This is a genomic window from Variovorax sp. GW821-FHT10D07, assembly GCF_059415325.1.
The window spans coordinates 1-22,272 of sequence record NZ_JBWKMZ010000032.1; the positions used below are offsets into that span (position 1 = coordinate 1).

Sequence of the window (22,272 nt, forward strand, 5' to 3'; positions counted from 1 at the left end):
TTCTTTGGTTACTTTCTTTTGGCGAAGCAAAAGAAAGTGACTCGCCCGCCGGGGCGAGACCCGGCCAACAGCCTCAAAAAAAGCTCACCCCCACCGAGGCACAGCCTCATCCTTCAACTGCTGCCTCAACACATCGTAGTCAGGCACGACGCTCTCCACCGTCTCCCAGAACCGATGCGAGTGATCCATCACCCGCAGATGCGCCAACTCATGCGCCACCACGTAATCGACCACAGACAACCGAAAGTGGATCAACCGCCAGTTCAGCCGTATCGACCCATCCGCACTCGCACTCCCCCACCGCGTCGCCGCATTCGACAACGACAGCTTCGCCCACCGCACCCCCAGCAGCGGCGCAAAGTGATCGAGCCGCTCGATGAACAGCTTGCGTGCCTGCCGCATCAACCAGGCCTGCGCCGCGTCGCGGATCTGCGCCGGCTCGGCGTTCTGCGCCACGGCCAGGCGCAGCAGCCGCGGACCGGTGCCGTCGCCCGCGTCGAGCGCACCGCCCACGCCCTCGAACCCATGCTTCGGATCGAGCCGCACCACCACCGGTTCGCCGAGGAAAGGAAAGCCCGCGCCGTCCTTCCAGTCGATGCGCGTGGCCTCGACGCGCGCGTGGCGCTGCTGGGTCTCGGCGAGCTTGCGCAGGATCCAGTCGCTCTTCTCGCGGACGGCGGCATCGACGTCGCGCAGCGCGACCCAGCGCGGCGCACGCACCGACAGGCCCTCGGCGCCGACGACGAAACCGATGGTGCGGCGCTTGCCGCGCTTGAATTCGTAGGCGACGCGCGCCGCGCCCAGCATCAGCTCGCGCGATGCCTGCGGATGCACGAAGCTCGCGGGCGTCAGGGTGTCGGCCAGCGGCACGGCCGGACGCGAGTCCTCGACCAGTGGCACCGTGGTGGTGGGCACGGCCACCACCGGCGGCACCGCGAAGGGCAGCGCGTCGGGCACGAGGCTACCGGGCTGGCGCGTGCGTGGCCGCGCCGGGCCCGGGCTCTTGCGCCCGCGCGGCGCGGCGGGCGGCGGTGGCGCGGCCACGGCGCCATCGCCGAACAGGTCCAGCGCCAGCTGCATCAGCTCCCGCATGCGTGGTTCCCGATGATGGACGACAAGGAAGGGACGACGGCCGAAGACGCGCGCGCCTTCAACCCGCCTTCTCGACCGTGGCGCTGCTGCCGGCCACGCCACCGGTGGCATCGGCATCGCGGTACGCCTCGGGATCGAGGCGATGCATCTCGGCCTCGATCCAAGCCTCGACCTCGCGCATCAGCTCGTCGGGCTTGCGGCCCGCGCTCGAGATCGGCACGCCGATCGACACGTCGACCACGCCGGCGCGCTTGACGAAGGCCTTGCGCGGCCAGACCTTGGCCGAGGTCACGGCGATCGGGATCACGGGCACGCCGGTCTCGCAGGCCAGGCGCGTGCCGCCGCTCTTGTAGGTGCCTTTCTGGCCGCGCGGGATGCGCGTGCCCTCGGGGAACATGATGATCCAGATGCCCTGCGCGAGCAGCTTGCGGCCCTGGCTCACCACCTTGTTGAAGGCCTGGGCGCGTTGGCTGCGATCGATGTGGATCATGTCGAGCCGGCCCATGGCCCAGCCGAAGAAGGGCACGTAGAGCAGCTCCTTCTTGAACACGTAGGCCAGCGGATGCGGCATCAGCGTGGGCATCAGGAAGGTCTCGAGCGTGGACTGGTGCTTGACCAGCAGGATCGCGCCCGCGAGCTTGTCGGCCGGCAGGTTCTCCATGCCGCTCACGCGCAGCCGGATGCCCAGCAGCGCACGCGCGCCGCTGCCGACCGCCCAGGAGAGCCAGCGCGCCGCCATCCAGTACAGCGGTATGCCGCGCATCCAGATCGAGCACACCAGCATGATGATCGCCCAGGGGACGACGGTGACGAACATCCACAACGCGTGGAGAACGGAACGGAGCAACGCCATCAGAGAGCCACCTGCATGGATTCGGCCCGCGCCTCGCGCGCGAGCAAAAAGTCGACGAAAGCGGCGAGGTCTTCGTGCACCCTCGTGTCCGCCGGATATTCGGGAGGCAGCGGATCGAAGCCGCGGCAGGCCGCGCCCATGCCGGTCAGCAGCAGGTGCGGTTCGCAGCCGGCGGCCGCGCCGGCCTGCAGGTCGCGCAGGCTGTCGCCCGCGGTGGGCACGCCCGCCAGGTCGATGCCGAAGCGGTCGCCGATCTGCTGGAACAGGCCCGGCTTGGGCTTGCGGCATTCGCAGTCCTCGTCGGGGCTGTGCGGGCAATAGAACACCGCATCGACGCGCCCGCCCACGGCCGCGAGCATCTTGTGCATCTTGGCGTGCATCGCGTTGAGCGAGGCCATGTCGAACAGGCCGCGCCCCAGACCCGACTGGTTCGACGCGATCACCACGTGCCAGCCCGCATGGTTGAGTCGCGCCACGGCCTCGAGCGCACCGGGCAGCGGCGTCCACTCGGTGTCGCTCTTCACGAAGTCTTCGCGGTGCACGTTGATCGTGCCGTTGCGGTCGAGGATCACGAGTTTCATGGAGGTGTTCCTTCCGACTCCAGCTTGCGCCGCTTCACCCAGGCGACCAGATGCGGCAGCGGATACTTCGCCGCGTCCAGCATGCCGATGCGCTGCACCAGCGTGTCGAGCGATACCAGGTCCTGCTTCAACAGCTCGCGAACGAAATCGGCGTCCTTCTCGCGACCGGCCACGCACTTGGAAACGACCAGGTCGTGCAGTTCCGGGCAGATGGCCGTGATCTCGCCGACGTAGTGCAGGCTGGCTCGACTCATCCAGTCGCCGGGCATGACGGCGGTCTCGGGCCCGACACCGTCGGCGAAATAACCGAAGGTCTCGTGAAAGCTCGAGTGCATGCCGATCGCCCCGTCGATCAGATCGGCGCGTTCCGGATGCAGTGCGGGGTAGAGATCGATTTCGCGCGACACCAGCAGCGACTCGGGCGGTTGATCGAGCAGCAGCAGCACGGCCTGACTGCCGACGACCACAAAAGAACTTTCTTTCGAGATCGCCGCGGAAGCGCGCAACACGTGCTGCAATTCTTCGAGCTTCATGGGGTCGCGGCCTGCTCGCGCGCCTGCTTGAGCAATGCCATTCGTTCGACCTGCGAGACGAGACCGCCGAGCGGCGACACGCTGCGCATGAGCTGTCCATGCTCGGACTCGACGAGCGCGGCATCTTCGAGCACGCCGACATCGCCGGCGAGAAGACGCTCCCACTCGTCCCACAGCACGTCGGAGCGCGTGGGACCCGACTGCTGACGCCAGCGTTCGAGGGTGCGGCGGGCCTGCTCGCGCAACGCGGGCTCCTGGCGCAGCACCGCCACCGCCCGCTGGTGCAGGGCGAGGGAGAACTGATCCAGTTGCTGTTGCCGGTTCATGCGCGATCGATTATCGAGCGACGGTCTTCAGACAGCCAGCCGCTCGAGCTGCGCCACGCGGTTCATCGCGGCATGCAGCGACATCAGCAGCCCCAGCCGGTTGAGCCGCAGGTCGGCCTGCTCGGCATTGACCATCACGCCGTCGAAGAAGGCGTCGACCGGTTCGCGCAGCGCGGCCAGGGTCTGCAGCGAGGCGGTGTAGTCGCCGGCATCGAACTGGGCGTTGGCGGCGGGCACCACCTGCGCCATGGCGGCATGCAGTGCCTTCTCGGCGGGCTCCTGCAGCAGCAGCTCGCTGACGTGGGCGTCGGCTTCGGGGGCCTTCTTGAGGATGTTGCCGATGCGCTTGTTGGCCGCGGCCAGCGCGGCGGCGGCGGGCAGCACGGCGAAGGCGCGCACGGCCGCGAGCAGCTGGGGCACCTGGCCCAGGCGCTGCGGGCGCGGGGCCAGCACGGCATCGACTTCCTGCGCGCTGGCGCCCTGCTCGCGCAGGCTGCCGGCGAGGCGGTCGAGGATGAAGTCCTGCAGTTCGACCGTGGCCTTGGAGGCATCGAAGCCAGCGATGTCCTTGAACTGCGCGGCGGCCTCGGCCAGCAGCGCGTCGAGGTCCAGCGGCAGGTTCTTCTCGATCAGCATGCGGATGGTGCCGAGCGCATGGCGGCGCAACGCGAACGGATCGCGGTCGCCGGTGGGCAGGTTGCCGATGCCGAACATGCCGACCAGGGTTTCGAGCTTGTCGGCCAGCGCGACCACCAGGCCGACGCTGTTGCGCGGCAGTTCGTCGCCCGCGAAGCGCGGCTTGTAGTGGTCCTCGATGGCATCGGCCACGGCCGCGTCGAGGCCGTCGTGCTGCGCGTAGTAGCGGCCCATGATGCCCTGCAGCTCGGGGAACTCGCCGACCATGTCGGTCACGAGGTCGGCCTTGGCCAGCTGGGCGGCCTGCACGGCCTGGCGCGCCACCTCGGCATTGCCCAGCTGGTCGGCGATGGCACGCGCGATGCGCATCACGCGCTCCACGCGTTCGCCCTGGGTGCCGAGCTTGTTGTGATAGACCACCTTGCCCAGCGACGCGACGCGCGAGGCCAGCGTCTTCTTGCGGTCCTGGTCGAAGAAGAACTTGGCGTCGGCCAGGCGCGGGCGCACCACGCGCTCGTTGCCGCCGATGACGGCGCTGGCATCGTCGGGGCTGATGTTGCTGACGACCAGGAACCGGTTGGTGAGCCTGCTCGAGGCGTCAAGCAGCGGGAAGTACTTCTGGTTCGCCTTCATCGTGAGGATCAGGCATTCCTGCGGCACCTCGAGGAACTCGCGCTCGAAGCTGCAGACCAGCACGTTGGGCCGTTCGACCAGCGCCGTGACCTCGTCGAGCAGCGCGTCGTCGTGGATCGGCACCGAGCCGCCGCCGACCTGGACCGCCGCCGCGGCGAGCTGGCGCGCGATCTCGGCGCGGCGCGCCTCGAAGCTCGCGATCACCGCGCCCTCGTCCTGCAGCTGCAGCGCATAGCTGTCGGCGTTGCGCAGCACCACGGGATCGACCGCGGCCTCGAAGCGGTGGCCGTGCGTTTCGCGGCCGGCCTGGAGGCCCAGCGCCTCGACGGGCACCACGGCATCGCCATGCAGCGCGACCAGGCCGTGCGCGGGGCGCACGAAGCTCACGCTGGTCCAGCCCGGCAGCTCGCAGCCGCTCTCGAGCTGGTAGCTCATGACCTTGGGGATCGGCAGCTTGGCGATGGCTTCGGCCAGTGCCTTCTGCAGGCCTTCGGCCAGCGTGGCGCCCTTGGCCGTGCTCTCGTAGAACAGGGCTTCGGCCTTGCCGTCCATGGCGCGCTTGAGGCCGGGCACGGCCGAGGCGTCGGCGCCGAGCGCACCCAGGCGCTTGAGCAGCGCGGGCGTGGGCTGGCCCGAGGCATCGAGCCCCACGGCGACGGGCATCAGCTTCTGCGAGACGGCCTTGTCGGCGGCGCGCTCGGCCACGTGCGTGAGGTGCGCGGCCAGGCGGCGCGGCGAGGCGAAGGGCGTGAGCACCGAGCCGGCCTCGGCCAGGCCCTGGGCCACGAGCTGTTCGCGCAGCACGCCCGCGAAGGCCTCGCCGAGCTTCTTCAGCGCCTTCGGCGGCAGTTCTTCGACAAACAGTTCAACCAGCAGGGAGGTCTTGTTCATGGGGGTCGTCATCGCTCAGGCGGCCTTCTTCGGTGCGATCTGCGCGACCCATTCGCGCGGTGCCATCGGGAAGCCCAGCCGTTCCCGGCTGTCGTAGTAGCTCTGCGCCACGCTGCGCGCGAGGTTGCGGATGCGGCCGATGTAGGCCGCGCGTTCGGTCACGCTGATCGCGCCGCGCGCGTCGAGCAGGTTGAAGCTGTGCGCGGCCTTGAGCACCTGCTCGTAGGCCGGCAGCGCGAGCTGCTCGGCCATCAGGTGCCTGGCCTGCTTCTCGTGCGCGGCGAAGGCGGTGAACAGGAACTCGGCGTCGGAGTGCTCGAAGTTGTAGGCCGACTGTTCGACCTCGTTCTGCTTGAACACGTCGCCGTAGCTGAGCTTGGCGCCGCCGTGGCCTTCGGTCCACACCAGGTCGTACATGTTCTCCACGCCCTGCAGGTACATGGCCAGGCGCTCGAGGCCGTAGGTGATCTCGCCGGTGATCGGCTTGCAGTCGATGCCGCCGACCTGCTGGAAGTAGGTGAACTGCGTCACCTCCATGCCGTTGAGCCAGACCTCCCAGCCCAGGCCCCAGGCGCCGAGCGTGGGGTTCTCCCAGTCGTCCTCGACGAAGCGGATGTCGTTCTTCTTGAGGTCGAAGCCCAGCGCCTCGAGGCTGCCGAGGTAGAGCTCGAGGATGTTCGCGGGCGCGGGCTTGAGCACGACCTGGTACTGGTAGTAGTGCTGGCCGCGGTTGGGGTTCTCGCCGTAGCGGCCGTCCTTGGGGCGGCGGCTGGGCTGCACGTAGGCGGCCTTCCAGGGCTCGGGGCCGAGCGCGCGCAGAAAGGTGGCGGTGTGCGAGGTGCCCGCGCCCACTTCCATGTCGTACGGTTGCAGCAGCGCGCAGCCCTTGTCGGCCCAGTACGACTGCAATTTGAGAATGATTTGCTGGAAGGTCAACATGAAGGGTGCCGGCCGGCGCGGCCGGGCGTTGGACGAAAGCGCGGCGGTGCGCCGCGAAAGCCCGCGATTTTACGGGCGGAGGGCAACTCTCCCACAGCGGGTCGGGAAGGCGCCTGCCACGCAGCGGACACGGGCCGTGCGACAAACCGGGGTCCGCGCGGGCCATCGTCTTCCGACGGCCGCGCGGCCGGCGCTTTTCATGCGGGCCGGGAACGCCCGCCCGCCACGCCGATCCGACGTCCCTCCCCCACGAGCCCCAGCCCCACACGCCCCATGCCAGTGCCCGAGACCGGCCCGAACACCCCGCTCTTCATCGTGCTCAATGCCGCCTCCGGCAGCGAGGACGCCGTCCAGGCCCGCCAGGTCATCGAGGAAGGCTGCGCCGCGGCCGACCGCCGGCTGCGCATCTTCACGGTCGACCGCGGCAGTGCCGACGACGGCCCCGGCAGCCTGCGCGCGCTGGCGCGCGAGGCGGTGGAGCGCGCGCGCGCCGCCGGCGGCGTGGTGGTGGCCGCGGGCGGCGACGGCACGATCAATGCCGTGGCCCAGGCCACGCTGGGCAGCGGCTGCGCCTTCGGCGTGCTGCCGCAAGGCACCTTCAACTACTTCAGCCGCGCCCACGGCATTCCGCGCGACACCGCGCAGGCGCTCGAGGTGCTGCTGACCCAGCCGCCGCGGCCGGTGCAGGTCGGGCTGCTCAACGACCGCGCCTTCCTGGTCAACGCCAGCCTGGGCCTGTATGCCCAGCTGCTCGAGGAACGCGAGCATTACAAGTCGCGCTACGGTCGCAACCGCCTGATCGCGCTCGGCGCCGGCCTGCTGACCGTGCTGCGCGGCCACCGCACGCTCGACCTGCGCATGGGCTGGCGCGGCCAGGAGCGCGCGATCCGCACGCCCACGCTGTTCGTCGGCAACAACCCGCTGCAGCTGCTGCAGATCGGCATCGAGCATGCCGATGCGCCCGAGCAGGGGCAGCTGGCCGCGGTGGCGCTCAAGCCGCATGGCCTGCTGTCGATGCCGGGGCTGCTGCTGCGCGGCGCGCTCGGGCGGCTCGGCGAGGCCGACGAGGTGCTGAGCTTTCCCTTCGAATCGATGACGGTGCGCATCGGCCGCGCGGGCAGCCGCGGCCCGCGGCGCGTGAAGGTGGCGACCGACGGCGAAATCGGCTGGGCCGAGATGCCGCTCCTGTTCCGCGTCTCGCCCGAGCCGCTGTGGCTGGTGCGGCCCGACGTGGCGCCCGAGCTCGAGGCGGCCAAGCAATGAGCGTGTTGCTGCAGGTTTCCGATCCGCACTTCGGCACCGAGCAACCGCCGGTGCTGGCGGCGCTCGAGCGGCTGGCGCGCGAGCTCGCGCCCGAACTGCTGGTGCTGTCGGGCGACATCACGCAGCGCGCCACGCGCGCGCAGTTCGCGGCCGCGCGCGCCTTCGTCGACCGGCTGGCGCCGCGGGCGCTGCTGGCGGTCCCGGGCAACCACGACATCCCGCTGTTCCAGCTCGCGGCGCGCGCCTTCGCGCCCTATGGCCGCTACAGCGAAGCCTTCGGCGACGAGCTCGAGCCGGTGGTCGACACGCCCGGCTGGCTGGCGATCGGCGTCAAGACCACGCGCCGCTGGCGCCACGAGGACGGCGAGGTGTCGCGCGCGCAGGTTGAGCGCGTGGCGCGTCGGCTGGCCGCGGCGGCGCCGTCGCAGCTGCGCGTGGTGGTCACGCACCAGCCGGTGGCGGTGACGCGGCGCGAGGACATCGGCAACCGGCTGCACGGCGGCGAGGCCGCGGTGGCGCGCTGGGCAGCGGCCGGCGCCGACCTGGTGCTCGGCGGCCACATCCACCTGCCCTTCGTGCTGCCGCTGCACGAGTGCTTCGTCGATTGCCCGCGGCCGATGTGGGCGGTGCAGGCGGGCACGGCCGTGTCGTGGCGCGTGCGCGCGGGACATCCGAACTCGGTCAACGTGGTGCGGCGCGACGACGGCGCGCGCGCCTGCGCGGTCGAGCGCTGGGACTATGCGGCCGAGCGCCAGGCCTTCGTGCTCGCCGACGCCGTAAGGCTTTCGCTTGCCAGCGCAGCGGCACCGCTTTAGGGTGCGCCGCATGTCATCGGCAGTCCCCGTCCCTTCCCTTCCTTCCGCTCCCCTCCCCCACCCGCCCGCCCTCGTCGCGCATGCCGAACAGCTCGGCGCCCATGCGCTGGGCGGCTTCCTCTCGCTGCTGCTGGCCTCGGTGCTGATCGCCGGCCTGGCCTGCTGGATGGCGCAGCGCCGCCGGCTCGCGCTGGCCGCCGAGGAAGAGCCCGACGAACCGCGGCTGGTGCTCGCGCTGGTGCTCGGCTTCGCGGCGATCCTCGGCGCCTCGAGCCTGTTCGCCTGGATCGCCTCCAACCTCGGCGACGGCCGCACGCTGGGCCTGGCCGACCAGGCCCTGACCGATGCGATCGCGCAGCACATGCCGCACGGCGTGATCCTTGCGTTCAGCTGGCTTACGCGGCTCGGCGACTTCGCCACCTTGGCGCCGGTGGCGGTGCTGGTGGCGCTGCTGCTGTGGCACCGTTCCCATCGCGGCCTGGCGCTCGGCTGGTCGATGGCGCTGGTGGGGATCGTGCTGCTGAACCCGGCGCTCAAGCAGATCTTCGCGCGCGCCCGGCCGCTGCACGACCACGGCCTGGCGCACGAGACCAGCTACAGCTTCCCGAGCGGCCACAGCGCGGGCGCGATCGTGAGCTACGGCATGCTGGTCTATCTCGCGCTGCGCCTGCTGCCGCCGCGCTGGCACGTGGCGGCGGCGATGACCGGCGCCGCCGCGATCGTCACCATCGCCTGCAGCCGGATCTTCCTGCAGGTGCACTTCGCGAGCGACGTGGTGGCGGGCCTGCTGACCGGGCTGGCCTGGCTGCTGGTGTGCGTGGGCGGGCTGGAGTTCGCGCGGCATCGCCAGCGGCGGCTCGCGCGCTGAACCGGCCGCGAAAGAAAAAGGGCCGCGCCCTTCCTCGCGGAAGCGGCGCGGCCCTGGCGACCGACGCGGATCGAGGGATCAGTATTCCCAGAAGATGCGCTGCAGTTCCTTGGTGTCGCTGGTCTTCGTCAGCGCGACCATCGCGAGGATGCGCGCCTTCTGCGGGCGCAGGTCGTGCGCCACCACCCAGTCGTACTTGTCGTCGGGCTGCTCGGCGTTGCGGATCACGAAGCCGTCGGGCACGCGCGAGCTGCGGATGACAACGATGCCGTCGGCGCGCACCTTCTGCAGGTTCGGCACGATGCGGTCGGCGACCGAGCCGTTGCCGGTGCCGCCATGGATCAGTGCCTTGATGCCGCTCTTGGCGAGCGCGTCGATGGCGGTCGAGGACACGCCCTCGTAGCCCATGGCGATCTCGACCGGCGGCAGCGCGTTGATCTGGTCGATGTCGAACTCCGAGTTCATGGTGTGGCGCTTCACGGGCGCGCGGAACCAGTAGTTCTTGCCCTCGACCACCATGCCCAGCGGGCCCCACTGGCTCGAGAAGGCGCTGGTCTTGATGTTCACGCTCTTGCTCACGTCGCGGCCGGTGTCGATGTTGTCGCCCATCGTCACCAGCACGCCCTTGCCCGCGGCGTCCTTGCTGCCGGCCACCGTCACGGCGTCGTACAGGTTGAGCGCGCCGTCGGCCGACAGCGCGGTGCCCGGACGCATCGAACCGACCACCACGATCGGCTTGGAGGTGTGCACGGTCAGGGTCAGGAAGTAGGCGGTTTCTTCGAGCGTGTCGGTGCCGTGCGTGATCACGATGCCGTCGACGTCGCTCTGCTTCGACAGCGCCGACACGCGCTTGGCGAGCGTGAGCAGGTTGTCGTTGGTGAGGCTCTCTGACGCGACCTGGAACACCTGTTCGCCGCGCACGTTGGCGACCTTGGAGAGCTCGGGCAGGCCCGCGATCAGCTTCTCGACACCGACCTTGGCGGCCGCGTAGGTGGCGCTGTTGACGGCCGAGGCGCCGGCGCCCGCGATGGTGCCGCCGGTGGCCAGGATCACCACGTTGGGGAGCGCCTGCTGCGCCTGCGCGAGCGCGCTGGCCGCCAGCATCGCGGCACCGGCCGCGAGGGCCCTGAAGCGAGGGGAAAGGTACATGGAGAACTCCTTGTGTTGAATGAATTTTTCGAGGCGGCGAGAAGATACATGAACCATGCCCGGCTGCCCGGCGCGGCCATGCCGGCATGGCATGCGGTCATGCGGCCGTGGGGGCGCAAGGATTACCATCCACCGCGCGCACGCCGCGCCACTCCCTCGCCATGAACGCCGACTCCGCCGCCCTTCCCGTCTCGACCGCCCAGGAAATGCCCGCGCCCGACGGGCCGCTGTCGCGCGCGCGCCCGGGCCGCGAACGCATCATGGCGGCGATCCGCGCCGCGGCGATCGCGGAGTTCAGCCTGCATGGCCTCAAGGGCACCTCGACCCAGGCCATCGCGGCACGCGCCGGCCTCACCAAGCCGCAGCTGCACTACTACATCGTCGGCAAGGAAGAGCTGTACGAAGAACTGCTGATGCAGGTGCTGCATGCGTGGAAGGTGGTGTTCTCGTTCGAGGACGCGAGCGACCCGGCGACGGTGCTCGGCGACTACATCCGCAAGAAGCTCGACCATGCGATCGACAGCCCCGAGATGTCGCGCATCTTCACGCGCGAGATCCTCGACGGTGGCCGCAACCTCGACCGCTACTGGCCCAACGCGCGCGCCTGGACGCAGAAGAAGGTCGACATCATCAACGGCTGGATCGCGCGCGGCCAGATGCGCCCGCTCGATGCGCGCATCCTGCTGATGCACGTCTGGGCCATGACCCAGAGCTACGCCGACTACGCGATCCAGACCCGCGTGATGCTGGGCCTGCCGCCCGACGCGCCGATCGACCGCGAGCCGATCGCGCGCGAGCTGGTGGCCTTCGTGCTGGCCGGCTGCGGCATCCGCGCGAGCTAGCAGCGCGCGCCGCCCAGGCGCTTTCCTCCCCCGCCAGAAACCGCACCGGCCCCAATCCGGTGCGTCCGCGCTGGCACGTCGCTTGCTAAACCTGACCACTTGCTCTGATTAAGCGGTCAAACACCATGCGCGTGCTCGTCGTCTACTGCCATCCGGTCGAAACCAGCTTCCATGCCGCCCTGCACCAGGAGGTGCTGAAGAATCTGCGCGCGGCCGGCCACGAGGTCGACGACTGCGACCTCTATGCCGAGGGCTTCGATCCGGTGCTGTCGCGCGAGGAGCGGCTGGGCTACCACGAGGTGCCGGCCAACCAGCTGCCGCTCAAGCCCTACGTCGAGCGGCTGCAGTGGGCCGAGGGCATCGTGTTCTGCTTCCCGACCTGGTGCTTCGGCCTGCCGGCCATGCTCAAGGGCTACTTCGACCGGCTGTTCATGCCGGGCGTGGCCTTCGACATCAGCGACCCCGCCAACGTGAAGCCGATGCTCACGCACATCAAGCGCATCAGCGCCGTGGTCACCTACGGCCGCCCGCGCTGGGTGGCGATGTACATGGGCGACCCGCCGCGCAAGATCGTCACGCGCTACATGAAGCGGCTGACCGGGCATGGCGCCAAGGTCGACTACCACGCCCACTACCACATGAACGTGGCGACCGAGCCCCAGCTCAAGCGCTTCATGGCCAAGGTCGGCAACGCCATGGCGCGCTTCGCATGAACGCGCCCGTGCTGCTCGACCGGCTGCGCCTGCCGCGCTGGCTGCTGCCGGCCGACTGGCCGCAGCGCGACGGCGTGCCGGTGCTCGCACGGCTCGCGATCGAGGGCGGCCGCGTGCAGTCGCTGCGCCCCGCGGACGATGCCCCGACGCCCGCCGCGGGCTGGGACCTCGGCGGCACGCTCGCGCTGCCGGGCTTCGTCGATGCCCACACGCACCTCGACAAGGTCTTCACGCTGCCGCGCATGAAGGCGGTGCAGCCCGGACTGCTCGGCGCCATCGACGCGATGCTGGCCGACCGCGTGAACTGGACCCCGGCCGACGTGCGCGAACGCGCGGCGCGCGGGCTGCAATGGGCCTGGGAATGCGGCACCACGCACCTGCGCACGCATGTCGACTGGTGGGAGCCCGATGCCCTGCCGATGGCCTGGCCGGTGATGGCCGAGCTGGCGCAGGAATGGGCAGGCCGCGTGCGGCTCGAGCAGGTGAGCCTGATCAAGCTGCCGCTGTTCGAGGACGCGGCGCAGGCGCTGCGGCTCGCGAAGCAGGTGAAGGCCACCGGGCCGCACGCGCTGCTCGGCGGCTTCGTGCATTCCACCAACTGGAGCGAGAACGCGCTGCGCAACCTGCTGCGCGCGGCGCAGGCCTGCGAGCTCGACATCGACCTGCACGTGGACGAGGAGCTCAATGCCTCGGCCACGGGCCTGGCGGCCACCGCGCGCATCCTGGCCGAGATCGGCTACGAAGGCCGCGTGGTCTGCGGCCACGTCTGCGCGCTCGCGGAACAGCCCGAGGCGCAGGCCCTGGCCACGCTCGACGCGGTGGCGCGCGCGCCGATCACGGTGGTCTCGCTGCCTGCCACCAACCTGCTGCTGCAGGACGCCGTGACCGGCCGCACGCCGCGCCGGCGCGGCATCACGCTGGTGAAGGAGGCGCGCGAGCGCGGCATCCCGCTGCTGTTCGCGAGCGACAACGTGCAGGACCCGTTCTGCCGGCTCGGCAGCTTCGATCCGGTGGAAGCGCTGGGCACGGCCGCGCTGGTGGCGCAGCTCGACGAGCCGTTCGAGACCTGGTCGGAGGCGCTGTGCCGCGCCGACTGGCTGCGCCGCGACGCCAGCGTGCAACGCCCGACGCTCGTCGGCGCGAGCGCCGACCTCGTGCTCTTCGGCGCGGCCGACCGCTTCGGCTGGCCCTCGCGCAGCGCATCGCGCGTGGTGCTGCGCGCGGGCCGCGTCGCGCACGGCGAGGTGCCGGCGACCTGGCGCGAGCACGGCGGCGCCATCAGCGCCTGAGCCCTCTTCAACGAACAGAACCACTCCAAGGACCGTCCCCATGCTCCACGGCTACATCCCTCCCCACCGCTTCCTGCCCTACCTGAGCTGGACCGAGATCGCCGCGCTGCCCGACCGCGAGAACACGGTCATCGTGCTGCCCTGCGGCGCGATCGAGCAGCACGGCCCGCACCTGCCGTGCTCGGTCGACAGCGTGATCAGCTCAGGCGTGATGGGCAAGGCGCTCGAGAAGCTGCCGGCCGAGGTGCGCGCCTTCGCGCTGCCCACCATCACCTACGGCAAGTCGGAAGAGCACCTGCACTTCCCGGGCACGATGACGCTGACCGGCACCACGCTGCTGTCGACCGTGACCGAGATCGGCGAGTCGGTCTACCGCGCGGGCTTTCGCAAGCTGCTGTTCGCCAACGGCCACGGCGGCCAGCCGCAGGTGCTCGAGATGGCGGCGCGCGAGCTGCGGCTGCGCCATGGCGACTTCGTGGTGGTGCCGCACGGCGTGTCGCGGCTGCCGAGCGCGGCCAGCAAGCAGGTGAGCGAGCAGGAGAAGAAGCTCGCGATGCATGCCGGCCATTCCGAGACCGCGCTGATGCTCGCGCTCGCGCCCGAGACGGTGCACATGGAGCGCGCGGTGGCCAACTTCCCGCCGCCCTTCCCGATCAAGCTGCTGTCGGCCGACGGCCGCCCGGCCTGCGCCTGGACCGCGCGCGACTTCGGCCCCAGCGGCGTGATCGGCGATCCGACCACCGCCACGCGCGAACAGGGCGAGGCGATCCTCGACACGCTGTCCGACAGCTGGGTGCAGGCGCTGACCGAGCTGCATGCGCTGCGCTGGGTGGTGCGCGAGGAAGCCACCTGGGAGCGCGGCCACCAGCAGGGCTTCGTGCAGCAGTCCTTCGCGCCGGCCTGAGCCTGCTTCTTGCATCGGCCCGTCTTTCCCCTTTTTCTTCACCCACGCCCTAGAGAGGTCCTCCCATGCGCTCCTTCGCACTGTCCCTGGCCGGCGCCGCCGCCATCGCCTTCCTCGCCGCGCCCGCGCAGGCCGAAGACAAGTTCACCTACATGACCAACTGGTACGCGCAGGCCGAGCACGGCGGCTTCTACCAGGCCGTGGCGCAGGGCATCTACAAGAAGTACGGCCTCGACGTGACCATCAAGATGGGCGGCCCGCAGGTCAACATCACGCAGATGATGGCGGCCGGCCAGGCCGACTGCATCATGGGTTCCAGCGACATCCAGATGATGCAGGTGCGCGAGGGCGGCGTGCCGGTGGTCAACGTGGCGGCCTTCTTCCAGAAGGACCCGCAGGTGCTGATCGCGCACGACGACGTGAAGAGCTTCGAGGACCTCAAGGGCAAGACGCTCTTGATCGGCGCGCAGGCCAACCGTGGCTACTGGCCCTGGCTCAAGGCCAAGTTCGGCCTCAAGGACGAGCAGACCCGGCCCTACACCTTCAACATCCAGCCCTTCGTGGCCGACAAGAACACGGCCCAGCAGGGCTACCTGACCTCCGAGCCCTACGCGATCCAGAAGGCCGGCGTGAAGAGCACGGTGCTGATGTTCAGCGACCACGGCTTCCCGGCCTATGCCACCACCGTGTCGTGCATGGAGAAGACGGTGAAGGAGCGCAGCAAGCAGGTCGCGGCCTTCGTCAAGGCCTCGGCCGAAGGCTGGAAGAGCTACCTCGCCGATCCCGCACCCGCCAACGCGCTGATCAAGAAGGACAACCCCAACATGACCGACGACCAGCTCGCCTACAGCGTGGCCAAGCTCAAGGAGATGGGAATGATCACGGGCGGCGACGCGGCCAAGCTCGGCATCGGCGTGATGACCGACACGCGCGCCAAGGCCAGCTACGACTTCCTCGTGAGCGCCAAGCTGCTCGACCCGGCCAAGGTCGAGCTCGCGAAGACCTACACGACCGAGTTCGTGAAGGACGCCAAGGTACTGCCCTGACCGTCGCCACGCCATGAACCGCATCGACCCCCACACCCTCGCGCCGCCGACGCTGCCTGCCGTGCCCGCGGTGGAAGTGCTCTCGGCCGAGAAGACCTATCCCAATGGCACGCAGGCGCTCCTGCCGGTCGACCTGTCGATCGCCGAGGGCGAGTTCGTCACGCTGCTCGGTCCCTCGGGCTGCGGCAAGAGCACGCTGCTCAAGATGGTGGCGGGCATGCTCGAGCCCAGCGACGGCCGGCTGCTGGTGTGGCGCAAGCCGGTGGCGCAGCTGCATGACTGCCCGCACAAGCTGTCCTTCGTGTTCCAGTCGCCCACGCTGATGCCCTGGGCCAGCGTGCAGACCAACGTGCGGCTGCCGCTCGACCTGGCTGGCGTGCCGCGCAAGGAGGCCGATGCGCGCGTGATGGAGTCGCTGGCGCTGGTGGGCCTCGAGAAGTTCGCGGGCGCGCTGCCGCGCGCGCTCTCGGGCGGCATGCAGATGCGGGTGTCGATCGCGCGCGGGCTGGTCACGCAGCCCGACCTGCTGCTGATGGACGAGCCCTTCGGCGCGCTCGACGAGATCACGCGCCACAAGCTCGACGCCGACCTGCTCGAGCTCTGGCGCAAGAAGAAGCTCACGGTGATCTTCGTGACGCACTCGATCCACGAGGCCGTGTTCCTCTCGAGCCGCGTGGTGATGATGGCCGCGCGGCCCGGCCGCGTGGTCGAGCAGTTCCAGATCGACGAGCCCTATCCGCGCAGCGCCGACTTCATGGTCACGCCCGAGTTCGCGCGCCATGCCAGGCGGCTGCAGGACAGCCTGCTGCGCGCCAGCCATGCCGACGAGGAGCAGGCGCGATGAGCCGCACGCCTCTGCTGAGCCAGCCGCGCGTGCAGCGCGTGCTCTATCCGATGGCGATCGGCCTGCTGCTGATCGCGCTGTGGCAATGGATGGTGGTGGCGATGGAGCTGCCGCCCTACCTCGTGCCCTCCCCCTGGCTGATGCTGCAGACGCTGGTGACCGACTGGGCACCGCTGGGCAACGCGTTGCTGGTCACGCTCAAGATCACCGTGCTGTCCTTCGTGCTCGCCACGGTGGCGGGCGTGCTGATCTCGTTCCTGTTCGTGCAGAGCAAGCGCATCGAGACCGCGCTCTTTCCGTACGCGGTGCTGCTGCAGGTCACGCCGATCGTGGCGGTGGCGCCGCTGATCATCATCTGGGTCAAGAACCCGACGGCCGCGATGACCGTGTGCGCGGCGCTGGTGGCGCTGTTCCCGATCATCAGCAACACCACGCTGGGCCTGCGCAGCATCGATCCCGACCTGCAGAGCTACTTCAAGCTCAACCGCGCCACGCGCTGGCAGCAACTGGTGCGGCTGCGCATCCCGAGTGCGCTGCCCTACTTCTTCGGCGGCCTGCGCATCTCGAGCGGCCTCGCGCTGATCGGCGCGGTGGTGGCGGAGTTCGTGGCCGGCACCGGCGGCTCGGGCGCGGGACTGGCCTACCAGATCCTGCAGGCGGGCTTCCAGCTGAACATCCCGCGGATGTTCGCCGCGCTGCTGCTGATTTCCCTCACCGGCGTCGCGCTCTTCGTGCTGATGGCCTGGCTCACCAAGGTGGCGCTGGGCTCGTGGCATGCGAGCGAACTTTCCCAGGACTGATCCCAACATGAACGCACAAGAATCCTCCATCGGGCCGCTGCTGCTCGAACTCCCCGACCTCGACTGGATCACCGACGAGGGCCGCGTCGTGCGGCTGTCGCAGGACTTCTCCTGGTTCAGCCCGGTGCTCAAGCGCCAGCTCGAGGGCAAGCATGCCGACGTGGTGGTGCGCCCGCGCAGCGAGGACGAGATCCGCGCGGTGGTCGGCGCCTGCGCGCGCCACGGCGTGCCGATCACCGTGCGCGGCAGCGGCACCGGCAACTACGGCCAGACCACGCCGCTGGCCGGCGGCGTGGTACTCGACATGACCGGCTACAACGCCTGCCTCTGGGTGCAGCCCGGCGTGGCGCGCGCGCAGGCCGGCATCCGCCTGGGCGAGCTCGAGAAGCAGACCAGGGCCAGCGGCCAGGAGATGCGCTGCGTGCCCTCGACCTACCGCAGCGCCACGCTCGGCGGCCTGTTCGGCGGCGGCTTCGGCGGCGTGGGCTCGATCAACTACGGCCCGCTGGGCGCGCCCGGCAACGTGCTCGGCATCCGAGCGATGACCATCGAGCCCGAACCCCAGGTGGTCGAGCTGCGGGGCGCCGAGGCGATGCGCATGCACCACCTGTGGGGCACCAACGGGCTGGTGCTCGAGCTCGAGGTCGCGCTGGCGCCCGCGCATCCGTGGCTCGAGACGCTCGTGACCTTCTCCGATTTCGAGGGTGCGCTGAACTTCGCCGACCGGCTCGCCAACGCGCCGGGCATCGTGAAGCGCGAGGTGTCGTTCTATGCGGCGCCGATCTCGGACCACCTGGCGCAGCTCGCGGCGCACCTGCCCAAGGGCTGCCACACGGTGCTGTCGCTGGTGGCCGAGGCCAGCGAGCCGGCGCTGCTGCAGCTGGTCGAGAGCTTCGGCGGCGCCGTGAGCTACCGCAAGACCGCGGCCGAGGTGCAGAAGAGCAACCGCACCCTGATGGAGTTCACCTGGAACCACACGACGCTGCACGCGCTCAAGGTCGACCCGACCCTGACCTATCTGCAGAGCGGCTTCGTGCCGGGGCGCCACGTGGCGCAGGTCATCGAGATGGAGAAGCTGCTCGGCGGCGAGGTGATGATGCACCTGGAGTTCATCCGCAACGTGGCGGGCCTGATGACCTGCAGCGGTCTGCAGCTGGTGCGCTTCAGCACCGAGGAACGGCTGCAGGAGATCATGCAGATCCACCGCGAGCACGAGGTGCACATCAACAACCCGCACGTGAACATCGTCGAGGACGGCAAGGCCGGCGGCCCGCTGCCGCCCGAGGTGATCGCGGTGAAGCGGCGCTTCGATCCGCTGGGCCTGCTGAACCCCGGCAAGCTGCGCGACTGGCCGGTGAAGCCGCGCGCGGCCGCGGTGGCGGCCTGAGTCAGGCCGCGCGGCGACGGCGCACGAAGGCGACCGCGACGATCGCGCAGGCCAGGCCCCACAGCGGCCACAGCCCGAGGTGCGCGACCCAGCGCGCATAGGGCGTGAGGCCGGTGCGGCCCTCGACCGGGGCCTCGAGCACGCCGCGCGTGAGCCGCGGCAGCGCATGGGTCACGCGGCCCTCGGCGTCGATGACCACGGTGGCGCCGGTGTTGGTGGCGCGCACCATCGGCCGCGCGAACTCGAGCGCGCGCATGCGCGAGATCGCGAGATGCTGGTCGATGGCGATCGAATCGCCGAACCAGGCGATGTTGCTGACGTTGAGCAGGATGGTCGGTGCCGTCGCCGCGTCGCGGAAGTTGGCGCCGATCTCGTCTCCGAACAAGTCCTCGTAGCAGATGTTCGGCGCGATGCGCTGGCCCTGCCAGGCGAGCGCGGGCTGCGCGAGGCCGCCGCTGCGGAAGTCGCCGAGCGGGATGCTCATCATGTCGATGAACCAGCGGAAGCCGAAGGGAATGAACTCGCCGAAGGGCACGAGGTGGTGCTTGCTGTAGGCGTAGGCCGAGGCGGCGCCGGGCCGGAAGCCGAGCACGGTGTTGGTGTAGCCCTGGCGGTCGCCCAGCGGCAGGCCGACCACGGCCGCCTGGCTGCCGCTCGCATAGCGTGCTTGGATCGCCTCGAGGTAGCCCGCGGGCAGCTGCTGCGGCAGCAACGGGATCGCGGTCTCGGGCGTGACCACCAGCGAGGCCCTGGCATCGCGCAGCTGTTCGCCGTACCAGCGCAGCGCGTTCTCGATGCCGCCGTTGGGGACGAACTTCTCGTCCTGCGCGATGTTGCCCTGCAGCAGCGCGACCTGCAGCGTGCCCGCGGCTTCGCCGCGCGAGGGCTGAGCCACGAGCGGAAAGCCGAACACGACCGCGACCAGCAACGCCGCGCCCGCGAGTTCGGCGCGGGCCGCGGGCCGTGCCAGCGCGACCAGTGCGGCCGCCAGGGCCGCCACGGCGCCGATGCCGTAGACGCCGATCCACGGCGCCCAGCCCGAGAGCGGGCCCTCGACATGCGCATAGCCGCCCGCGCCCCAGGGAAAGCCGGTGAACCAGCTGCCGCGCACCAGCTCGGCCAGCGTCCACAGCGCGGCAAAGACCAGTGCGCCTGTGACCGTGCCGCGCGGACCGCGCCGCACGAACCAGGCGCCGGCGAAGGCGTAGTACAGGCCGAGCGCGGCGGCGAGTGCGAGCACCGCGATCGCGGCCAGCGGCGCGGCGAGGCCTCCGTAGGTGTGCATCGAGATGAAGAGCCACCAGAAGGTGCCGCTGAGCCAGGCGGTGGAGAACAGCCAGGCATGCAGCCCGGCGCGGCGCCAGCCCGCTTGCTGCTCGCGCAGCCGGCGCAGCCCGAAGGCGAAGACGGCGAGCGACACCAGCTGCAGCAGCCACATCGGCCGGCCCGAGCCGGGCAAGGCGATCGAGGCGGCCTGCCCCAGTCCGGCCAGCAGGAAGGCCAGGGCCAGCAGTGCGGCGCGCATCAGTCGGCCGCGTCGCCGCCGCGGGCCGGCGACACCTTGAACCAGCGCACCGCGCCGCCCTTGGTGTGCAGCACCACGAAGTCGAAGCCGCCGATCGCATGGTGCTCGCCGCGCTTGGGCACGTGGCCCATCTCGTGCGCGATCAGGCCGCCGATGGTGTCGAAGTCCTCGCTGAGCTGTTCCTCGTCGAACACGATGCCGAAGGCCTCGGCCACGCGCTCGATCGGCGTGTCGCCCGAGACGCGGTAGGTGTGGTCGGCCAGGCCGAAGATGTCGCCCTCGTCCTCGGCGATGTCGAACTCGTCCTCGATCTCGCCGACGATCTGCTCGAGCACGTCCTCGATGGTGATCAGGCCGGCCACGCGGCCGAACTCGTCGATGACGATCGCCAGGTGGTTGCGGTTGCCGCGGAATTCGCGCAGCAGGTCGTTCAGGCCCTTGCTCTCGGGCACGAAGGTGGCAGGCCGCAGCAGCGCGCGGATGTTCAGGCCCGGCGCGCGCTGCAGCTTGAGCAGGTCCTTCGCGAGCAGGATGCCGATGATGTTTTCCTTCTCGCCCTCGTACACCGGGAAGCGCGAGTGCGCGGTGTCGATGACCAGGTGCAGCAGCGCGTCGTAGGGCGCGTCGATGTTGACCAGGTCCATGCGCGGCGCCGCGACCATCACGTCGCCGGCCGTCATGTCGGCCATGCGCAGCACGCCTTCGAGCATCACGCGCGATTCGGCGCCGATCACCTGGTTGTCTTCGGCATCCGCCAGGGTTTCGATCAGCTCGTCGCGCGAGTCCGGACCGGGATGGATGAATTCGGCGAGCTTCTGGAGAAAGCCGCGCTTGTCTTCCCGTTCGACGGGTGCGCGTTCAGGGTGAGGTTCGGCCACTGCGGGAGGGCGTAGTTGGGGGGAGTGCAAGGATACCGGATTGCATGTGACAGGCTCTACCGGGTCCGCCTGGGGGTATGCAAGGAGCGTTCCCGGGCAGGGCCGGGCCGCCCGAGGGCCTTATTGCGCGGACTTGCCGCGCGCGTCGCGCACGCCGCTGCGGACTTCCTGCAGGCTGGCCAGGAAGGCCCAGAACTGCTTGGCGCGCGACTTGAGGTGGAAGTCGACCGCCGCGTAGTGCTCGAGCGCGATCTCGCTCATGCGGCTGTCGAAGGTGGCGCTCGGCAGTTGCAGATGGGCTTCCGATTCGGAACCGCTGCGCACCACGGTGGCGCCGGCATTGCGCGCGATCTTGAGCATCGCGGCGTTCTCGCTCAGCGCATGGATGAACAGCATGCCCACGCCCTCGTTGCGCGCCACGACCACGGCGCGTTCGAACAGCCGGGCGCCATAGCCGCGTCCGCGGGCATGGGCCGAGACGGAAACACCGAATTCGGCGCAGTCGCTGTGCTGGTCGTCGGGCGCGAAGGCCAGGTGGGCCATCGCGATCAGCTCGAGCTTGCGGTTGTAGATGCCGAACAGTTCGTCGCGGTCGAAGTCGAGGCCGTCGACATAGCGCTGCACCTGCTCGTCGCCCGCGGCATAGCCGAAGCGCAGGTAGCGGTCGTGGGCGCTGAGCGCCAGCAGGTGGCGCGCGATGCGCTCGCGCTCGCGCGGGCCGATCGAGCGGATCGGCACCATGACGGGCTGCGGCGCGGCAACGGCGCGTGGTTGGGCCTCAACCATCGGCGCCTTCAGAAAAGAGCCGAGGCCGAGGGATGCCCTGAGGAGGTCCTTGGCGGTAAGCATGGCTTGAATGTAAGGGTTTTCCCTTAACCCACAAGCCCGGCGGGACACTTTCGTGACTCATTTGTGAATCAATACCCGAAAGCGTGTGTCCGGAGCAACTTTTTCGTGCCTAGACCGGCACGGCTGTGGTGGCTTTGACACGGTCCAGCACGAAACTTGTCTTGCAGTCCTGCACGCTCGGGTGCTTGAGCAGGGTGTCCATGATGAAGCGGCTGTAGTGGGCCATGTCGGCCACGACCACGCGCAGCAGGTAATCCATCTCGCCCGTGAGGGCGGCGCACTCGACGACTTCGGGCCAGGTCTGCACACTGGCGCGGAACAGGTCCATGGGGTTGCGCTTGTGGCTCTCGGTGTGCTTTTCGAGCCGCACGTTGAGATAGGCCGTGAGGCCCAGCCCGACGGCCTCGGGCTTGACCAGCGCCACGTAGCGGTCGATCACGCGCTGCTCCTCGAGCCGCTTGACCCGGCGCAGCACGGCGCTGGGCGAGAGGCTGACCTGCTCGGCGATCTGGTCGTAGGTGGCGCGGCCATCTGCTTGCAGCGTGCGCAGAATCAGCCGATCTATCTTGTCGAGTGCTTCCATAAGGAGATTTTTGCACTTTTCCTGCAATCTATC

The 22,272-nt window shown here is 69.7% G+C and carries 23 protein-coding genes; 11 read left to right on the forward strand and 12 right to left on the reverse strand.

All coding sequences use genetic code 11. From position 1 onward, the window contains the following. Positions 1-84: 84 nt before the first annotated feature. From AC07PU_RS41945 to glyQ, 7 genes are read right to left on the reverse strand one after another with little or no spacing between them, the layout of a single operon-like run. Positions 85-1,092, reverse strand: a complete 1,008-nt coding sequence (locus AC07PU_RS41945) for a M48 family metallopeptidase (protein WP_495323619.1) — start codon at positions 1,090-1,092, stop codon at positions 85-87. 58 nt (positions 1,093-1,150) lie between these two features. Further along, positions 1,151-1,945 (reverse strand): lysophospholipid acyltransferase family protein, encoded by a 795-nt coding sequence (locus tag AC07PU_RS41950; RefSeq protein ID WP_208510945.1) that lies wholly within the window; start codon positions 1,943-1,945, stop codon positions 1,151-1,153. After that, entirely contained in the window at positions 1,945-2,526 is a 582-nt protein-coding gene (gene gmhB / locus AC07PU_RS41955) for a D-glycero-beta-D-manno-heptose 1,7-bisphosphate 7-phosphatase (RefSeq protein ID WP_172705816.1), read from the reverse strand. Before gmhB ends, AC07PU_RS41950 begins: the two co-directional genes overlap by 1 nt. Beyond that, positions 2,523-3,059, reverse strand: a complete 537-nt coding sequence (locus AC07PU_RS41960) for a DUF6036 family nucleotidyltransferase (RefSeq protein ID WP_093348278.1) — start codon at positions 3,057-3,059, stop codon at positions 2,523-2,525. Before AC07PU_RS41960 ends, gmhB begins: the two co-directional genes overlap by 4 nt. Next, on the reverse strand, positions 3,056-3,385 hold the full coding sequence (locus tag AC07PU_RS41965) for a hypothetical protein (RefSeq protein ID WP_495323620.1): 330 nt from the start codon (positions 3,383-3,385) through the stop codon (positions 3,056-3,058). The genes AC07PU_RS41960 and AC07PU_RS41965 overlap by 4 nt, the downstream gene beginning before the upstream one ends. A gap of 27 nt (positions 3,386-3,412) precedes the next feature. Then, positions 3,413-5,545: a glycine--tRNA ligase subunit beta gene (glyS, locus tag AC07PU_RS41970; protein WP_093348283.1), complete on the reverse strand. Its 2,133-nt coding sequence runs from the start codon at positions 5,543-5,545 to the stop codon at positions 3,413-3,415. Positions 5,546-5,560: 15 nt separating this feature from the next. Continuing rightward, positions 5,561-6,484, reverse strand: coding sequence for a glycine--tRNA ligase subunit alpha (glyQ, locus tag AC07PU_RS41975; protein ID WP_431510567.1), 924 nt, complete (start codon positions 6,482-6,484; stop codon positions 5,561-5,563). A 273-nt stretch (positions 6,485-6,757) separates the two neighbouring features. Between glyQ and AC07PU_RS41980 the strand changes: the two genes are divergently transcribed. Genes AC07PU_RS41980 through AC07PU_RS41990 form a run of 3 tightly spaced genes read left to right on the forward strand, consistent with a single transcriptional unit; the run spans position 6,758 to position 9,430 of the window. After that, complete coding sequence (locus tag AC07PU_RS41980; protein WP_296775182.1) at positions 6,758-7,747, forward strand: diacylglycerol/lipid kinase family protein; 990 nt, start codon at positions 6,758-6,760, stop codon at positions 7,745-7,747. Then, entirely contained in the window at positions 7,744-8,562 is an 819-nt protein-coding gene (locus AC07PU_RS41985) for a metallophosphoesterase family protein (RefSeq protein WP_495323621.1), read from the forward strand. Before AC07PU_RS41980 ends, AC07PU_RS41985 begins: the two co-directional genes overlap by 4 nt. Positions 8,563-8,572: 10 nt before the next feature. Continuing rightward, positions 8,573-9,430 (forward strand): phosphatase PAP2 family protein, encoded by an 858-nt coding sequence (locus AC07PU_RS41990; RefSeq protein WP_495323622.1) that lies wholly within the window; start codon positions 8,573-8,575, stop codon positions 9,428-9,430. Positions 9,431-9,508: 78 nt separating this feature from the next. Here AC07PU_RS41990 and AC07PU_RS41995 read toward each other — a convergent pair whose 3' ends face one another. Further along, entirely contained in the window at positions 9,509-10,579 is a 1,071-nt protein-coding gene (locus AC07PU_RS41995; RefSeq protein WP_093348292.1) for an asparaginase, read from the reverse strand. Between the two features lie 161 nt (positions 10,580-10,740). Here AC07PU_RS41995 and AC07PU_RS42000 point away from each other — a divergent pair, with 161 nt between their 5' ends. The 8 genes from AC07PU_RS42000 (at position 10,741) to AC07PU_RS42035 (ending at position 18,404) form a co-directional block, all read left to right on the forward strand. Further along, positions 10,741-11,421, forward strand: a complete 681-nt coding sequence (locus AC07PU_RS42000; protein WP_177239444.1) for a TetR/AcrR family transcriptional regulator — start codon at positions 10,741-10,743, stop codon at positions 11,419-11,421. Between the two features lie 125 nt (positions 11,422-11,546). After that, positions 11,547-12,134: an NAD(P)H-dependent oxidoreductase gene (locus AC07PU_RS42005; protein ID WP_093348294.1), complete on the forward strand. Its 588-nt coding sequence runs from the start codon at positions 11,547-11,549 to the stop codon at positions 12,132-12,134. Next, positions 12,131-13,423, forward strand: a complete 1,293-nt coding sequence (locus AC07PU_RS42010) for an amidohydrolase family protein (protein WP_495323623.1) — start codon at positions 12,131-12,133, stop codon at positions 13,421-13,423. Before AC07PU_RS42005 ends, AC07PU_RS42010 begins: the two co-directional genes overlap by 4 nt. Before the next feature lie 40 nt (positions 13,424-13,463). After that, complete coding sequence (locus AC07PU_RS42015; protein ID WP_093348298.1) at positions 13,464-14,327, forward strand: creatininase family protein; 864 nt, start codon at positions 13,464-13,466, stop codon at positions 14,325-14,327. 65 nt (positions 14,328-14,392) lie between these two features. After that, on the forward strand, positions 14,393-15,373 hold the full coding sequence (locus AC07PU_RS42020) for an ABC transporter substrate-binding protein (protein ID WP_296775169.1): 981 nt from the start codon (positions 14,393-14,395) through the stop codon (positions 15,371-15,373). A gap of 13 nt (positions 15,374-15,386) precedes the next feature. After that, positions 15,387-16,217 carry an ABC transporter ATP-binding protein gene (locus AC07PU_RS42025; RefSeq protein ID WP_495323624.1) on the forward strand — a complete coding sequence of 277 codons (831 nt, stop codon included), beginning with the start codon at positions 15,387-15,389 and terminating at the stop codon, positions 16,215-16,217. Then, a complete protein-coding gene (locus AC07PU_RS42030) occupies positions 16,214-17,017 on the forward strand; it encodes an ABC transporter permease (RefSeq protein ID WP_093348306.1) in 804 nt (267 codons plus the stop codon). The genes AC07PU_RS42025 and AC07PU_RS42030 overlap by 4 nt, the downstream gene beginning before the upstream one ends. A 7-nt stretch (positions 17,018-17,024) precedes the next feature. Further along, positions 17,025-18,404: an FAD-binding oxidoreductase gene (locus tag AC07PU_RS42035; protein WP_495323625.1), complete on the forward strand. Its 1,380-nt coding sequence runs from the start codon at positions 17,025-17,027 to the stop codon at positions 18,402-18,404. A gap of 1 nt (position 18,405) precedes the next feature. Here AC07PU_RS42035 and lnt read toward each other — a convergent pair whose 3' ends face one another. The 4 genes from lnt to AC07PU_RS42055 form a co-directional block, all read right to left on the reverse strand. Next, a complete protein-coding gene (lnt, locus tag AC07PU_RS42040) occupies positions 18,406-19,929 on the reverse strand; it encodes an apolipoprotein N-acyltransferase (RefSeq protein WP_495323626.1) in 1,524 nt (507 codons plus the stop codon). Then, on the reverse strand, positions 19,929-20,807 hold the full coding sequence (locus tag AC07PU_RS42045; RefSeq protein ID WP_057596996.1) for a CorC family transporter: 879 nt from the start codon (positions 20,805-20,807) through the stop codon (positions 19,929-19,931). Before AC07PU_RS42045 ends, lnt begins: the two co-directional genes overlap by 1 nt. Positions 20,808-20,927: 120 nt before the next feature. Next, positions 20,928-21,656, reverse strand: coding sequence for a GNAT family N-acetyltransferase (locus tag AC07PU_RS42050; protein WP_093348314.1), 729 nt, complete (start codon positions 21,654-21,656; stop codon positions 20,928-20,930). 109 nt (positions 21,657-21,765) lie between these two features. Then, positions 21,766-22,239, reverse strand: a complete 474-nt coding sequence (locus tag AC07PU_RS42055) for an Lrp/AsnC family transcriptional regulator (RefSeq protein ID WP_057596999.1) — start codon at positions 22,237-22,239, stop codon at positions 21,766-21,768. Positions 22,240-22,272 lie beyond the last annotated feature (33 nt).

Bases quoted from the DNA above. Each gene is read 5' to 3' on its own strand.
- AC07PU_RS41990 (WP_495323622.1), top strand. From the start codon at position 8,573: ATGTCATCGGCAGTCCCCGTCCCTTCCCTTCCTTCCGCTCCCCTCCCC.
- glyS (WP_093348283.1), bottom strand. From the start codon at position 5,545: ATGAACAAGACCTCCCTGCTGGTTGAACTGTTTGTCGAAGAACTGCCG.
- AC07PU_RS42010 (WP_495323623.1), top strand. From the start codon at position 12,131: ATGAACGCGCCCGTGCTGCTCGACCGGCTGCGCCTGCCGCGCTGGCTG.
- AC07PU_RS42055 (WP_057596999.1), bottom strand. From the start codon at position 22,239: ATGGAAGCACTCGACAAGATAGATCGGCTGATTCTGCGCACGCTGCAA.
- AC07PU_RS42035 (WP_495323625.1), top strand. From the start codon at position 17,025: ATGAACGCACAAGAATCCTCCATCGGGCCGCTGCTGCTCGAACTCCCC.
- AC07PU_RS41950 (WP_208510945.1), bottom strand. From the start codon at position 1,945: ATGGCGTTGCTCCGTTCCGTTCTCCACGCGTTGTGGATGTTCGTCACC.
- lnt (WP_495323626.1), bottom strand. From the start codon at position 19,929: ATGCGCGCCGCACTGCTGGCCCTGGCCTTCCTGCTGGCCGGACTGGGG.
- AC07PU_RS41965 (WP_495323620.1), bottom strand. From the start codon at position 3,385: ATGAACCGGCAACAGCAACTGGATCAGTTCTCCCTCGCCCTGCACCAG.
- AC07PU_RS42025 (WP_495323624.1), top strand. From the start codon at position 15,387: ATGAACCGCATCGACCCCCACACCCTCGCGCCGCCGACGCTGCCTGCC.
- AC07PU_RS42005 (WP_093348294.1), top strand. From the start codon at position 11,547: ATGCGCGTGCTCGTCGTCTACTGCCATCCGGTCGAAACCAGCTTCCAT.
- AC07PU_RS42000 (WP_177239444.1), top strand. From the start codon at position 10,741: ATGAACGCCGACTCCGCCGCCCTTCCCGTCTCGACCGCCCAGGAAATG.
- AC07PU_RS41960 (WP_093348278.1), bottom strand. From the start codon at position 3,059: ATGAAGCTCGAAGAATTGCAGCACGTGTTGCGCGCTTCCGCGGCGATC.
- AC07PU_RS42050 (WP_093348314.1), bottom strand. From the start codon at position 21,656: ATGCTTACCGCCAAGGACCTCCTCAGGGCATCCCTCGGCCTCGGCTCT.
- gmhB (WP_172705816.1), bottom strand. From the start codon at position 2,526: ATGAAACTCGTGATCCTCGACCGCAACGGCACGATCAACGTGCACCGC.
- AC07PU_RS42030 (WP_093348306.1), top strand. From the start codon at position 16,214: ATGAGCCGCACGCCTCTGCTGAGCCAGCCGCGCGTGCAGCGCGTGCTC.
- glyQ (WP_431510567.1), bottom strand. From the start codon at position 6,484: ATGTTGACCTTCCAGCAAATCATTCTCAAATTGCAGTCGTACTGGGCC.
- AC07PU_RS41980 (WP_296775182.1), top strand. From the start codon at position 6,758: ATGCCAGTGCCCGAGACCGGCCCGAACACCCCGCTCTTCATCGTGCTC.
- AC07PU_RS41995 (WP_093348292.1), bottom strand. From the start codon at position 10,579: ATGTACCTTTCCCCTCGCTTCAGGGCCCTCGCGGCCGGTGCCGCGATG.
- AC07PU_RS42015 (WP_093348298.1), top strand. From the start codon at position 13,464: ATGCTCCACGGCTACATCCCTCCCCACCGCTTCCTGCCCTACCTGAGC.
- AC07PU_RS41985 (WP_495323621.1), top strand. From the start codon at position 7,744: ATGAGCGTGTTGCTGCAGGTTTCCGATCCGCACTTCGGCACCGAGCAA.
- AC07PU_RS42020 (WP_296775169.1), top strand. From the start codon at position 14,393: ATGCGCTCCTTCGCACTGTCCCTGGCCGGCGCCGCCGCCATCGCCTTC.
- AC07PU_RS41945 (WP_495323619.1), bottom strand. From the start codon at position 1,092: ATGCGGGAGCTGATGCAGCTGGCGCTGGACCTGTTCGGCGATGGCGCC.